Source organism: Undibacterium umbellatum (assembly GCF_014284125.1).
Lineage (GTDB): Bacteria > Pseudomonadota > Gammaproteobacteria > Burkholderiales > Burkholderiaceae_D > Undibacterium > Undibacterium umbellatum.
The window spans coordinates 337401-351864 of sequence record NZ_JACOFX010000004.1 but is presented as its reverse complement, the minus strand read 5'-3'; the positions used below and the strand labels follow the sequence as shown (position 1 = coordinate 351864).

The following is a 14464-nucleotide window of genomic DNA, read 5'->3' as shown; positions in this document are numbered from 1 at the left end:
GTCTTGGGTAAGATGTGTGTATGTCATTTCGGGCAACTTTGACTTGGAGGTCTGGAAGTTCGGATGCTACCGCATCTTCCCATTCAAACCAATTTAGCTTCTGTTGCACTTCTTATTTGAACTCGCGTTCCAATTTTTTTTATCCAGGATGCCATTAAATTTCCTGATCTTATCCATGCCGTAAAAATGGAACCTGATCGTGGCTTCCCGCAAGCAGCAACTGCACATGATACCTTTTGGGATTTCATTTCACTGACGCCAGAAGCCATGCACATGGTGATGTGGATCATGTCAGACCGCACACTGCCAAGATCATTGCGCATGATAGAAGGCTTTGGCGTGCATTCTTTCCGGCTCGTTAACACGGATGGAGAAGCCACTTTCGTGAAATTCCACTGGCGTCCAAAAGCAGGGTTGCAATCCACCATTTGGGATGAGACAGTCAAAATTGCCGGTGCTGACCCTGACTTCCACAGGCGTGATTTTTTTGAAGCCATTACTGCAGGCGACTTCCCTGAATGGGAACTGGCGGTGCAGCTATTCACGCAAAAAGAAGCAGATCAATTCCCGTTTGATCATCTCGATGCCACCAAGCTCATACCTGAGGAACTGGTGCCACTGACTGTCGTAGGGCGCATGGTGTTGGACAGGTGGCCAGATAACTTCTTTGCAGAGACAGAGCAAGTGGCGTTTTGCCCATCGCATATAGTCCCCGGCATTGATTTCTCGGATGATCCTTTGTTGCAGGGGCGTTTATTTTCTTATCTCGATACGCAGTTGTCCAAATTGGGTTCACCTAATTTTCACCAGATTCCTGTCAATGCACCAAAGTGTCCATTGGCCAATCACCAGCGTGATGGTCATATGCAAATGGCGCGCCCTACAGGCAGGGTTGCGTATGAGCCAAACACGCTGGCAAAGGACGCGCCACGCGAACAGCCATTGACAGGTTTTAACAGCGTGGCAGAGCCTGTGGCAGGTGACAAAGGCCGGATACGCCCTGAAAGTTTTGCAGATCATTACAGCCAGGCACGTCAATTTTTTGCCAGCCAGGACGAAACAGAGCAAGCACATATTATTGCGGCACTGGTCTTTGAACTGTCAAAAGTCGAGCATCCGCATATACGTTTGGCGATGGTCGGTCATATGCGGTATATCGATGAAGAACTGGCACAACGCCTGGCCCATGGCCTGGGCATCAAGGAGTTACCCGCGGCACCTGCCACCATGGTAATAGTACAGGATTTGCCCGTATCACCAGCCTTGCGATTGATAGATAAAATGAAGGATACCCTGGCAGGTCGTGTGGTCGGTGTACTCATTGCCGAAGGCTCAGATGCCAAGATATTGGAAAAAGTAAAAGCTGCTGTGGCCAGCGCCGATGCCAAGTACAAGATCATCGCACCGCGTATCAATGGCGTACATTTGTCAGATGGCACAGAAGCCAAAATAGATGGTCAACTGGCAGGCAGCCCGTCGGTGATATTTGATGCCATCGTTGTTGTTCTTACTGACGAATCGGCAAAAAAACTGGAAGGGGATATGGCAGCCTGCGACTTTGTCAGGGATGCATTTAGTCACCTGAAAGCGATTGCTTATGATGCGGGTGGCGAGATCCTGCTGAATGCAGCGGGCATCAATAAAGATGCTGCTGTCATATCCACGGATAAGTTGAAAGACTTTGTGGCGGCAGCAAAAACGCGCATGTGGGCTCGTGAAAAATTTGTGCGCCCATCGCTTTAATAAGTAGAACTGTATATTGAAATAAAGCCTTATGCATATCAGTGCATAAGGCTTCATTTCTTATCCCTTCTGGCGAGGGACTTTGCTATTGCTGATATTTTTTCAGTCGGGTTTGATGTTGCTCGCTTGCGAGAGAAAGAAGCGCAACATTTCGCGGCTGGCGTCTGGCCCTGAAGCGTCGGTATAACTGCCTTGGCTATTACCGCCTGACCAGGCATGACCAGCGCCGTGGATGACCCATTGTTCAGCATGGGCTGGCTGGGATGCGACATCGCCAGCGTAGCGCGTGCGTGTGTAGCGGCGACCGTTCTTCCCGCTGCCGTTCTCTTCTTGTGCCTGTAATGACCTTGCCTGACTATGGTCGAGGTAACGTGTCATGATGTGATCGGCATTCTTGTTGTTGACGGTATGATCCTGATCGCCATGGAAGACGATGATAGGTATTGCCGCGCCTGCAGAAGGCTTCTTGCTTTGGCTGGCAGCACCACGCATGGCTGCCAGTGCGGACGGTAAATCGCTCGCTGCGCCGAAAGGCAGGCCAGAATGAATGCCAACTGCGGCATACAGCTCGGGATAGGCATCTGCCATGATGGCCGCCATAGCACCGCCAGCAGACATGCCAGCGATAAACACGCGTCTCTCGTCGACATGATAATCAGCCATGATTTCACGGGTAATACCAGCTATCAGAGCAGGTTCACCCTGGTCACGTTTTTGATCCATAGCCTTGAACCAGTTCCAGCATTTCGACGTGTTTGCGCCCTGGTCCTGAGCCGGATAGACCACGATGCATTGCTGCTGCTCTGCTATCAAATTCATACCTGTGCCGGTGGCAAAATCATCTGGCCCTTGCGTGCAGCCATGCAGCATGACGATCAGAGGTAGGGCCTGTCCGGTATTTCCAGCATAGCTGGAAGGAACATACAGTTTATAGCCGCGCTTGCCATGGGCATTGGCATAGCTGCCGCTGATGAATCGGCCTGCATTACTTTTATCACTTTTCCTGGTCTGTAGAGTGTCAACATCAATGACATCTGCCTGAGGCGCAGCTTCGCCTCGTGCCTGAACATCGTGTTTCTTTGCAGGCCGTGGGTTGATGTCATGCAGCGACTGCTCCCACTTTGCATCGTCTGCTCTTGTGTGATGTATGTCTGCATGCGTATCTGCTTTTGCAAGTCCTGGCAAATGATCGTTAAGAGTACGTTGTATCAGTTCTGTGACGGCAGTCAATTTCTGCAATTGCTCTGGATTAATGCTGCCCTTAACTGGCACGGCAAATGCCTGTGCATCGCGCCAGGATTGTCCTGCCATGCGCATGCGGGCCAGCAGGTCTTGATTAAAATTCATGTTCTACTTTCAATGTTGGTGCATATGAAGCGGACTTGTGCATTCAAAGAATGCGGTCTGCCAGCGCGGCTTTTACCGCGCTACTGGCCTGGAATGCACCCAGGACAGAAATAGATTCGATACTCGCCACGGCAAGCTCGGGGCTGACATCGGCTGCAATACTGGCCAACCCCAATACCTGTATTTGCAAACGCTGCCCTGCATCCCGCACGGCCTCTAGATCGGCACGCGTGTAATGCTGCAGACCCAGTACCAGGCTCTTGCGTATTACTGTCTGGCGTATGACTTCAGCATGAGTCAGCAACTGATTGCGTATTGCTGTACGTATCAGGTCAGTACGGTTCGAATAGAAACCTTCCTGTACCAGCAAATCAACCTGACCCAGATCGACCAGGCCAAGATTGATGGTAATTTTTTCAGTATCGCTAGCCTTGGCCCGTATGTCGGTGACAGTCATATTTTTTCTTTAACTTTGAACTATCATCCATTTGGATGGCAATTGGATGTTTATGGGATGTTAATTGGAGTATATCAATGGATTTATCAAAGTAAAGCATTAATTTGTATAAGAACTTTTTTGGCTCTTCGTCCTACAGGGCTTCAGCGCAGAGACTTACCAAAATGCACGGAAATAGATTCTAAGCCAGTGATACCTGTCCGCCTGAGCTTGTGGTTGATGTATTTGATTGAGGCAAGACTAGGCAGCTCATGGGTGTTTTTCCCTGCCCTCTGACGGCGACAGGCGGGTACTTTTATTGCAGATTGTCCTAACTCGTGGTTACGGTTCCAATACAGCATTTCGAGAAACGTGCCAGATCACATTGCGCTTAGCAGCAGCGTGGTTTTTTTGTCTTTCAGTGAGGTGAACTGACAATAGTACAATATGCATTTTCGTCAAGGCTCCACTTAAGCAGCATGGGAACATATATAAGCGTCAGAGGCTGGATAGAATGCCGTGAAGAGTCTATCCCACAGATCAAGGCAGTCATTTCATCCTTCATTGATAAAGCCAGGGATTACAGATTTGATGCAACAGGAGCAGAAATGTATAACCAGGGCTGGGTAATACCAGACACGCATATCAACTGGACGCATTACATCTTCTATGGTGCAGATATACGAATCCAGCGCCTCAGCTACATCAGAGATCAGCTAAAAACACTCACAAAAGAAATCATTCATACAGAAGACTGGGCAACCGACTACCTGACAGGAATATTTCATGCAGATCATGAAGATGGGACAGAGAGTTATATATGGAAATTGTCCGAAGGTGAATTCTACGAAGAAAAAATCACAAGATGTTCACAACATGAATAGGTTTGAAATCGATCGGGGTTTTCGGGAATCAATGCACAGCCACGATCAGATTGCGTAATCTTAGATTCGAAAGTCAATGCTGAAAAATGAGCTTTATAGTCAATAAAAAAGATCCGGTCAGAAGGCGCTACTCCATGTTTGTGAAAATCGCCTTTGCCATAATTTCAGTGCCAGTAATTTTGATTGCTCTGGTGGGGTATATAAACTGGTCTGCTGAAAGAGAAGCGCAGGCTTTCTGCGATGCGATTGAACTGGGCTCAGACATTTCTCTTGCAGTCACAAAATTTGAAGAAAAATTAGGTAAAAGAGGTGCTCTTCATTACGGATCAGTAGAAGATAAAGGCCACACCTTCTTGTTTCCTGGATTTATGTTTGACAAAGCAGTCTGTGGCGTGTCGGTGGCCTCAGATGGGAAAGCCATATCCAAATATTCACAAATGCAGTACGACTAGCTGGGGTCAAGCGACAGAGTCATTGTAGCCTTTAACTTGCTCGCATTGTTATGACCCTTTTTATACAGAGTGACAAGCGTCCTCGATAGAACTATCAGAGGACAGTTGAGAACAAGAAGCAGAAAAAATTTTAAGATGGTATAGCGTACTCGACATGGCGAAAGATAGTGGCTGTGTGTCAGGTTGTCGTGGTTAATTGAATGCGGAGTTCAGGACGATATGGAATTTAATTGGAATTGGTTTATGGGTGTCGATTTTAAAGGGCGTTGGCTTGTCACTAGAGGCCAAGCATACTTTGAAGTGAGTGAAGATAATTGTGATATCTCAGGTGTGATGTGCCTTGGAGATGTGTGCACCAAGGACTCCGACATCTATGCAAAATTTGTGGGTAAGGTGAGCGACGACAGCGAAGTTGTGATGACAGTGACGTCTAGCAAGGAGGATGTACCACCATTTGAGGTTTCCGGAACAATGTTTAGCGCAGAAAATGACAATGAGATTTCATATACCTTCGTTTTAACAGACGGGACTACAGTTCTCGGATTTTCTTGTTGTTCCAAGTTATAGGTGAACATCCGCATGAAAGAAGGGGGGCAGCTCTTACATTCCTGCATTTTCTTAATTTAGAATTGTCGTAATGTAAGCGGAGTAATCGGCTCGCTGCCGAAAATCGCGCCGAAGCAAACACTAGAATTTACTCGTTAAAATTCAATGACTTAGAATGTTTGCTTAAGAGACCTGACGCTATTTTGATCGGGGACTAATGGGTGCCCCTATTTTGATCGCTAGGTCGCGCGTGACCTAGCGATCAGCAAGAATACCGTCGCTGACATCATTCATCGACACAAATCAAATGATAGGATGTCCATTTCGACGCCATCCGGAACCGAGCCTTGATGCAAACCCCGATATCATGCAGCCCGCACCCCTCACGCTACACCGAGCTTTCGAGTGGAGCCGATCCTGGCCGTGGGATCGAAGCGGTCTGGGTGTCCGTAGCTGACAAGGCCCGCGCCCATCGGGTTTTGCCCGACGGGCGTTGTGATATCATTTTACGGTTCTGCGCCAAGGTACGTCCGATCAATAGCATCACCGTTGTGGTGACAGGCCCGACGACCCGGCATTATGATGTTGTGGTGGAACCGGGCATGGGCTTTGCTGGTATCCGACTGCGTCCGGGCTTTTTTTATCCCATTTTGGGGCTGAGCCCTGGGCTTTTGCGGGACGGGAACCTTATGGGTGAGGCGGCGATCGGCGCCTGCCCACAGCTTGCCGATCTATGTGCAGAGGCGACTTCACCGGACGATCTGCCGGGCCGGTTGGTTGCTTTCGTGCAACACCGCATTGCGCTTGGGCACAGTCTTCCGCCCATAAAGACCCTGCGCATTCTAAGCGCGCTCCATGCTTCCGGTGGCCGACTTGCGGTTCAGGATATAGCGCGCATGCAGGACATCAGCACCCGGACGGTTCAGCGGATCGTGCGCGATGCGACGGGCCTGCCACCCAAATCCTATGCCCGGATTTTGCAGTTTCACCGCGCACTGCGCCTGCTTCGCGACCATCACCTGCGCCCATCTGAAGCGGCGTTTGAGGCGGGATATGCTGATCAGGCCCATATGACCCACGCTTTACGCGATTTTGGCGGGCTTTCGCCTGCCCGGATGGGGGATGTGACACTGGTCACGCTTGGCGATTGATGTCTGATTTTTACAAGACCGGCAGCGGCGCCGCTGGTATGGTTGGGGGAAATGAACAAGGAGGTCCCTATGACAGTCAGATTCGGCTATACCATTATTTATGTCCCAGATGTTCGGGCAACCATCGCCTTTTACGAGGCGGCCTTCGGCCTGACGCTGCGGTTTCTCCATGAAAGTAACCAATATGCCGAGATGGAAACCGGCGACACCACCCTGGCCTTCGCGGGTGAAGAGATGGCCGAGATGAACGGGTTGGCCATTCGCCCCCTGCGTGCCAGTGATCTGGCCCAGGCGGTGGAAATCGCGTTGATCTGCGACGATCCGCAATCGTCATGGGATAGAGCGGTCGCGGCCGGGGCAAGCCCGCTGTCGCCGCCAACGGCCAAACCGTGGGGGCAGATCGTCGGCTATGTCCGAGACCCGAGCGGCGGCCTGGTCGAGCTTTGCTCCGACATGACAGCAATCTCCTGAGGGGGCCACAATGCAACCAACAACAGCTTCTCCCGCCATTACCACACCGCATGTCGCCGCCTCTCGTGCGTTCTACATTAAACATTTCGGCGCCCGCCTCGTGTTCGATTGCGGTTGGTTCATCAGCCTCGAATTCGGCCCTGGACTGTCGCTGCAATTCATGGAACCACAGCACGAGCAGCCAGCTTGTGACCCCACGGGCCTGACCTATAATTTCTGCGTTGCCGATGTGGATGATACCTACAACGAACTTCTGGTCACTGGCCTCACCCCTGACACTCCACCCGAGGATCACCCTTGGGGTGACCGCGGCTTTGCGCTGCGCGATCCAAATGGGGTCATGCTCTACATCTATTCCAACCGGGAACCCGCACCGGAGTTTCGCACCGCCTTTCTAGGGGGAGGCTGATGCATGAACAGGGTCGAGAACCTGCTTGAAGACCTGCGCCTGTTCTCTTTGCATCTAGCACGGGTTTTTGTGGCGACTTTGTTGACGCCAACCATGTCACGCTGGAATTCGGCGACGGAAGCACGCTGCCCAACCTGCAAAAAAATAGGGTCCAAAAAGATAGGGTCACCCATTAACCCCCAGAAAGATAGGGTCAGAAAGATTGGGTCACGTCTTACATTACGACAATTTCAAACCAAGAAAATGTATGAATGTAAGACCACATCTTTTGCAGCTTTTGCGCCCTCGTCTAGTGATGAGGTTCTCGGGCAAGTTGTGATTTAACAAGAACCTTTAAAACGATTCCCATTCATTTCCAGCCGGCGCGACTGCTTCGAGTTTCTTTGTTGCCTGCCTGCGAGCTGCTTGGGTCGGCGAAGCCGGAAGGGCGACCGGGCCTTCCTTACGAATCGATGCAGTCGACCTTACAGGGCGAGCCGGAGCAGCTTCGACTGAAAACTGTGAAGTGCTATCAAGCTTGAAAATCGCGACCGTTTGCGCCAATTGGTCAGCCTGCTCCTGCATCGATTCGGCCGCCGCCGCCGCTTCTTCCACCAGCGCTGCATTTTGCTGCGTGACTTGATCCATCTGGCCAATAGCTTGATTCACCTGTTCGATACCGGCACTCTGCTCCTGGCTGGCAGCCATGATTTCAGCCATGATATCGGTCACCCGCTTGACACTGCCGACGATCTCACCCATGGTGCTGCCGGCTTCGGCCACCAGTTTGCTGCCGGCGTCGACTTTCTCCACGGAATCGCCAATTAAGGTCTTGATCTCCTTGGCAGCTGCAGCAGAGCGTTGCGCAAGGTTGCGCACTTCGCTCGCGACGACGGCGAAACCACGCCCTTGCTCACCCGCGCGCGCCGCTTCGACAGCTGCGTTCAAGGCAAGAATGTTTGTCTGGAAAGCGATGCCGTCAATGACCGCGATGATATCGACGATCTTTTTGGCGGAATCGTTGATCGACCCCATCGTGTCAACAACTTGGGCCACAACCTCGCCACCCTTGACCGCTACACCCGATGCAGTTACAGCCAGTTTATTTGCTTGTCGCGCATTGTCCGCATTCTGTTTCACCGTCGCTGTCAGCTCTTCCATGGAAGTAGTGGTTTTCTCAAGTGATGATGCCTGCTGCTCGGTACGCTGAGACAGGTCTAGGTTGCCAGATGCAATTTCCGATGAGCCAGTTGAAATCGACTCGGTTGCACTGCGCACACGCCCCACGATACTCACCAGACTGTCACGCATTTCCTTCATTGCTGACAATACGCTTGTCTGGTCGCGAGAGTCGAGGCTAATAATAACGCTAAGGTCGCCTGATGCGATGCTGCGGGCAATTGCACTAGCTTTACTGGGTTCGCCGCCGAGCGCCTTCATGATGCTACGGGTAATGAGAGTAGCAACAACTGCACCCACGATGAGCGCACCGAAGCACATAATCATCATTAGTGTTTGAAAACCACTGGCTGTACCCCGTGCAGACGCCGATTCGGAACGATTCAAGTTTTCTTCGAAATCGATGAGCTTGTTAATGCGACCAAGCCATTCCACAAAAGCAGGGCGTGCGTCAGCTAGCATTATTTGCTTGGCTTGCTCGCTCTCGCCAGCACGACGCAGTTCGACGACTTTCTTAATCAGGGGGAGCGTACGTGCTTCTGTTTCCTTGATGCTTGCCAGGATCTGCTTTTCCTCGCTACTGATGTCGGTTCGCTCGCTAAACATTTTGTCCAACGGCCCTGCGGACTTTTCATAGTCTGCCGAGAGGCTGGCAATTTTCTCAAGAACAGGCTGCAGCTCGGCCTCTGTTGGGACAAAGATCACATCGCGCAACGCGATTGCCCGATCATGGACGCTACCGCGAAAGTTAATCGCATAGCGTTGCTTGACGCTGTTGACATCCCCGATCGTGGTCAGGCCTTTGGAAATCGAGTTGACCTGCGCGATCCCGATGCTCGTAAGAACTATCATCATTGATAAAACCAAGGCAAAGCCAGCCCAGATGCGTGTCCTCACCGTCATACCACGCGCTTCATTCGTCATCATGTCACTTCCAATCGTTAATATTTTAATACAAAAAATCGGCTCATTGCATTATCAAGCTGCGACTTCTTCGAGAAGTCCTATATCAACCTGCGACATCAGCCGGGCAATATCGACGAGGATGAGCATCCGTTCATTCACTGTGCCAAGGCCAATCAAATAATCGCAACTAATGTTGGTGCCCATCGCAGGGGCTGGCTTGATCTGATCAGGCGTTAGCGTTATGACATCGGACACACTATCCACGACCATGCCAATGATCCGCGCGCCGAAATTGAGAATAATGACGACCGTGAACTGGTCATATGTAGGCGTACCCAGATTCAACTGAATGCGCATGTCGACGATCGGTACGATCACACCGCGAAGATTGATCACGCCCTTGAAATGGTCCGGCATGTTGGCAATTTGTGTAACGGCGTCATAACCCCGGATTTCCTGCACCTTCTGCAGATCCGTACCGTATTCTTCGTCGCCAAGGGTGAACGAAAGTACTTCCATGTGGCTGTTCGCTTGCAGGGGCATATTGATAGGTTGAAAGGTGTATCAAGGAAAATTGAGAATATTAAATGCGGGCGAGATTATAGGGAGTCTCGACAAAATATCAGTAATCAGAATACCTGATACTCGCTATATTTATCAGCCGGTAAAAAATGCGAAAAAATGGTACGGACGTGACCTAATCAAATTTCAACGCGGCCTAACAACGCGGCGGATTTGGGCCGTTGATGACTACATTTTTCGTTGCGGGGGATGGGCAACGGGAGTGGCGAAAATTCAAGCAAGCTTTGAGGGCGATTTTTTCGATTTCAATTTGCCACTTGAGTTTTAGCGGTAATGCACAGATGAGAGAATAAGCGAAATTTTTCCGTGCGGAAATGTATTTTTGTTGGATTTAACAATCTCATACAGACATGTCCTTAAAACAGGTATCGATCAGCGGGTTAAAGTGTTGCTGGAGCCACTTTCAGAATACTTCATCATTCAACCCGGTGAGAGTGTCGAGGTTCACGCTATCTGTGACGACAACACCAATAGCATCACGTTTACTGTGGCGACCAATGATTCATTCTTGACGATATATGCACCAGGCGAGATCGCTGGTTTCGTTGACTGTTACATGACACGCGATGGTGTATGTTTGGCAGCAGATGGGAATTAAAGTGGTAAAACTCAAAATGTAAAGGGGCGAGGGGGCAGGTCTGACATTCATGCATTTCCAACTCGGCGGGCGATAACGCCCTAGTCGCCTCTACTTACTACATAAAGTTTCAATTTTCAGATAAAAAGGCCTGCAGAGATTCTGCTACTTGGCGCATAGGTGGGTAGCCGGGTTCGCATAACCAGACCGTACCAGTCGTGTTGCAAACACCGAAATAAGAGTCGGAACTGGTGGTGGCTATGCAGATAGGCGCGTCTTCTTGCAACATGAGTTGCACATTATTTGCTGCCGACTTTAGTTCGTCTTGATTCCAGCTCGCATAGATGGTGCACTCTTCGCCGGAGTGATTTGCGTATATGGGTCTTCCAAAATAGCTGGTAAAAAACTCTGCTATTTCAGGTCTTAAGTCAAGCGCACTAAACGCGGTGTCTCCCTCGATCGCTACTGGACGCCAAGCGACTATGCCTTCGTTGTCAATTGGCAGAATTGCGCACGGTGAAGGCCAATCTGGAATGTATTCTATTTTTTCTACATTTGCTTGCCACTCTAAACCAGCTAGCAAAAGCTCTGCTATCGTTTTCATTTCGTGATTACTCGGATAATGGTCAATAATCTTATCATCATTGATCGGATTCATCGGCTAGCATATTCGATTTTCCCATTTGAGACTCATTGCCTGGCCGCCGCTGTAGAGAACAACTCGATTTTGAGGCAGGCCTTGGATACGACTTGTCCATATTTTCAGGCTTGCTGGCTAATAGATGCTGTTACTCGATAAACATCTCAGTATCACGTTGCATTCCATGCGCAGGCAGATCTGTAGCTGCTGGAATCAGTTTCAGTTCATCGTGTCATGGATGGTAAATCGCATCAAATTTATTACCTTCATTGAGTTTGGAGATCAAGATCAGCAAGTTCGCAGTTCCCGCCTGCTGGAACCAGGTGCGCACTTCGTGGCCAGCGGTGGTGTATAGGGAGTGGATTTCCGTTTCGCCACGCGCACGGCGCTCAGTATTTTTATTGTCGCTGTAGCGCGTACCTGCCGCATTCCAGGCGCTCAGGCTGCGCAAGCTGTAAAGTTCTTCGCGGCTGGGGTGGGCGATATGCTGGGCTTGCAGGTATTGCCAGTGCGCTTCGGAATGCACTGGCGCTTCGCTCACCATCACAGCCAAGCCTTCATCAAACCATTGCGGAATTTCTTTCCAGGCATGGAAACCCAAGCGTTTAATCATTTCTGCATGCGACCATTCATGGGCGATGAAGTGCCAGTTCAGTCCTATCGGAGATAGCAGGATGCGGTTTCCATATGCCTTGGCAAACGTGCCCTGGCCACCAAATGACCGCAAGCATTGCTCCGTCATGCAGGCGTGGACCACTGGTTTGGATAAAACGCTGCCATACACTGTGCCCAGGGCTTTTTCCGCCACCAGCATGTCGGCCTGCAAGCGGGTTTGCGTGGCTTGATCGGTACCCACTTCGACATAAAGATTCGGGCTGACTTGTACAAACCCAAACGACTGAGGTGCGAGAAATTTAACTGCTTTCAGTTGGCTGCAGCCACTGAGAGGCAGGATCATACATAGGGCAAGAAGAGATGAGCGCATGTGGTATCCAAAAATCTAAATGAGAATAAATGGACAGAGGGCGGCAAATCGAAAAAGGATTCAAAAATTTCAAAATCATGCGCTAAGCTCACTGAAAGGTGCATGCACTCAGTGCCCAGGGGGGAGGCGCACAAACTCAAGGCTGCCGTATAAAATCCACCAGTTCCAGCGTCTTTTGATCCGGTTTTGGTGTAAAGAAGCTGACCACCAGCATGGTGATGAAACCTGCGGGCACGCCGAAAACGCCTGCCGATATCGGGGCGATGTTGAACCACTGGTTGGCGGGATTGCCGCCGAACAGGGGGTGGGTGTAAAGCATATAGAACACGCAGATGACAAAGCCGGTGATCATGCCGCAGATGGCACCCTGGCGGTTGGCGCGTTTCCAGAATATGCCCAGCACCAGCGCCGGGAACAGGGCGGATGCGGCGACCGAAAAGGCAGCGCCCACCAGTGACAGGATATCGGCGGGTTTGAGTGAGGCCACATAGGCAGCGACCAGCGCCACTACCAGCAAGAGCAATTTGGAGATGGTCACACGCTTTTGGGTGGAGGCTTGCGGGTCGATGATTTTGTAATATATGTCGTGTGACAGTGAGTTTGATATGGTCAGTAACAAGCCGTCGGCAGTGGACAGGGCGGCGGCCAGGCCACCGGCGGCGACCAGGGCAGAAACCACATAGGGCAGGCCAGCGATTTCTGGCGTAGCCAGCACGACGATGTCGCCATCGAGCACGATCTCGGCCAGTTGGACAATGCCGTCACGGTTGATGTCGGTGATATTCACCAGCGGGTTGTTGCGGTCTATATTGGCCCAATAGGTGACCCAGGAGGGCAGTTTGGCGAATTCACTGCCGACCAGGGAGTTGTAGATGTCATATTTGACCAAAATCGCCAGGGCCGGGATGGTGATGTACAGCAGCATGATGAAGAACAGCGACCAGAATACCGAGTCGCGGCTTTCCTTGACAGTGGGGGTGGTGTAGTAACGTACCAGCACATGGGGCAGGGCGGCTGTGCCCATCATCAGGCATAGCACCAGCGCCATGAAGTTATTGCGCTTGTTGTCGGATTCGTTTTTGTCTTTGGCCGCATAGGGCGTGTATTTGGAAAAACCGGGTTGCGCCTTGTTCAGATAATTATTGCGGATATCGCTCCAGCGGCTTTGCGCTTCTTGTGGTGATTTTGGATAGTTTGCCAGCACCCGTCCAGCGGCCTTAATCTCCAGCAGCGAGGCATTGCCGGACTTTAATTCTTCCAGCTTGTGTTGCAGTTCCAGCCGGTCTTCTTCCCACGAGAGTGGCAGTTGCTGTATTTTCTTTTGCAGCTCATCGGCGCGCTGGCGGTAGATGGCGCGCACCTCCTGCTCTCTGGGGTCTGACTGAAAGCTCTTTTCCTTGCTGACCAGTTCAGGCAGCACGGCGCCATATGACAAGGGGGCAACCGGATTATTGGTATGCTTGACCGACAGCCAGGCCACCGGGATCAAAAACGCGATAATGATGATGATGTATTGCGCCACCTGGGTCCAGGTAACGGCGCGCATGCCGCCAAGAAAAGAACACACCAGTATGCTGGCCAGACCGAGGAAGATGCCCACCGAAAAATCCACGCCGGTAAAGCGCGATGTGATCAGGCCCACGCCATAGATTTGTGCCACAACATAAATGAAAGAGATGAACACGGTGGCAAACACGGCGATGATCCTGACCATGTTGTTTCCTGGTGCGCCGGCAAAGCGCGCACCGAGAAAGTCAGGGATAGTGTATTGCCCAAACTTGCGCAGATAGGGGGCTATCAGCATCGCTACCAGGCAAAAGCCGCCAGTCCAGCCTATGATGTAGGCCAGGCCATCAAAACCCTGCAGATACAGGCCACCAGCCAGGCTTAAAAAGCTGGCGGCAGACATCCAGTCGGCGGCGGTTGCCATGCCATTGAAGACGGCAGGCACTCGCCGCCCGGCGACATAATATTCGCTGATGTCGGACGTGCGGCTGACTACGCCAATGCCAGCATACAGCACGATGGTGGCGAACATGAAGAGATAGCCTATCCATGCACGCGGCACGCCTTCTTTTTCCAGTATCGCCAGGCTGATCAGGAAGATGAAAAACAGCAGGGTGTACCACAAATAGTACAGCGTCAGTCTTTGGGTGAAGCGTTTTTGTGGCATGTGA

Annotated in this window: 13 protein-coding genes and 1 pseudogene; 7 read left to right on the top strand and 7 right to left on the bottom strand. The window is 51.0% G+C overall.

Annotated elements, in window-relative coordinates:
- Positions 1-126: 126 nt before the first annotated feature.
- Positions 127-1743: pseudogene (locus tag H8L47_RS11725) on the top strand (catalase); the annotation flags it as partial.
- A gap of 102 nt (positions 1744-1845) precedes the next feature.
- On the opposite strand, the gene H8L47_RS11720 reads toward H8L47_RS11725, so the two are convergent.
- Positions 1846-3090: an extracellular catalytic domain type 1 short-chain-length polyhydroxyalkanoate depolymerase gene (locus H8L47_RS11720; RefSeq protein ID WP_186953756.1), complete on the bottom strand. Its 1245-nt coding sequence runs from the start codon at positions 3088-3090 to the stop codon at positions 1846-1848.
- Between the two features lie 43 nt (positions 3091-3133).
- Positions 3134-3547, bottom strand: coding sequence for a CopG family transcriptional regulator (locus H8L47_RS11715; protein WP_186953755.1), 414 nt, complete (start codon positions 3545-3547; stop codon positions 3134-3136).
- 458 nt (positions 3548-4005) lie between these two features.
- Here H8L47_RS11715 and H8L47_RS11710 point away from each other — a divergent pair, with 458 nt between their 5' ends.
- The 6 genes from H8L47_RS11710 (at position 4006) to H8L47_RS11685 (ending at position 7439) form a co-directional block, all read left to right on the top strand.
- Positions 4006-4410 carry a hypothetical protein gene (locus H8L47_RS11710; RefSeq protein WP_186953754.1) on the top strand — a complete coding sequence of 135 codons (405 nt, stop codon included), beginning with the start codon at positions 4006-4008 and terminating at the stop codon, positions 4408-4410.
- 86 nt (positions 4411-4496) lie between these two features.
- The gene (locus H8L47_RS11705) at positions 4497-4862 is read left to right on the top strand and encodes a hypothetical protein (RefSeq protein WP_186953753.1); all 366 of its coding nucleotides are present in this window, start codon (positions 4497-4499) and stop codon (positions 4860-4862) included.
- Between the two features lie 219 nt (positions 4863-5081).
- Entirely contained in the window at positions 5082-5429 is a 348-nt protein-coding gene (locus tag H8L47_RS11700) for a hypothetical protein (protein WP_186953752.1), read from the top strand.
- Between the two features lie 329 nt (positions 5430-5758).
- Complete coding sequence (locus H8L47_RS30250) at positions 5759-6559, top strand: helix-turn-helix domain-containing protein (protein WP_186953779.1); 801 nt, start codon at positions 5759-5761, stop codon at positions 6557-6559.
- A 69-nt stretch (positions 6560-6628) separates the two neighbouring features.
- Positions 6629-7030, top strand: coding sequence for a VOC family protein (locus H8L47_RS11690; RefSeq protein ID WP_186953751.1), 402 nt, complete (start codon positions 6629-6631; stop codon positions 7028-7030).
- 10 nt (positions 7031-7040) lie between these two features.
- Positions 7041-7439: a VOC family protein gene (locus H8L47_RS11685; protein ID WP_186953750.1), complete on the top strand. Its 399-nt coding sequence runs from the start codon at positions 7041-7043 to the stop codon at positions 7437-7439.
- Positions 7440-7772: 333 nt separating this feature from the next.
- On the opposite strand, the gene H8L47_RS30245 is transcribed toward H8L47_RS11685, so the two are convergent.
- The 5 genes from H8L47_RS30245 to H8L47_RS11660 form a co-directional block, all read right to left on the bottom strand.
- A complete protein-coding gene (locus H8L47_RS30245) occupies positions 7773-9521 on the bottom strand; it encodes a methyl-accepting chemotaxis protein (RefSeq protein WP_408057692.1) in 1749 nt (582 codons plus the stop codon).
- 54 nt (positions 9522-9575) lie between these two features.
- Positions 9576-10022 (bottom strand): chemotaxis protein CheW, encoded by a 447-nt coding sequence (locus H8L47_RS11675; protein WP_230413691.1) that lies wholly within the window; start codon positions 10020-10022, stop codon positions 9576-9578.
- A 770-nt stretch (positions 10023-10792) separates the two neighbouring features.
- Positions 10793-11320, bottom strand: coding sequence for a SecY-interacting protein Syd (locus tag H8L47_RS11670; protein WP_186953748.1), 528 nt, complete (start codon positions 11318-11320; stop codon positions 10793-10795).
- Positions 11321-11534: 214 nt separating this feature from the next.
- Positions 11535-12287, bottom strand: coding sequence for a hypothetical protein (locus tag H8L47_RS11665; protein WP_186953747.1), 753 nt, complete (start codon positions 12285-12287; stop codon positions 11535-11537).
- Positions 12288-12423: 136 nt separating this feature from the next.
- Positions 12424-14460 (bottom strand): sodium:solute symporter family protein, encoded by a 2037-nt coding sequence (locus tag H8L47_RS11660; RefSeq protein ID WP_186953746.1) that lies wholly within the window; start codon positions 14458-14460, stop codon positions 12424-12426.
- Between the last annotated feature and the right edge of the window lie 4 nt (positions 14461-14464).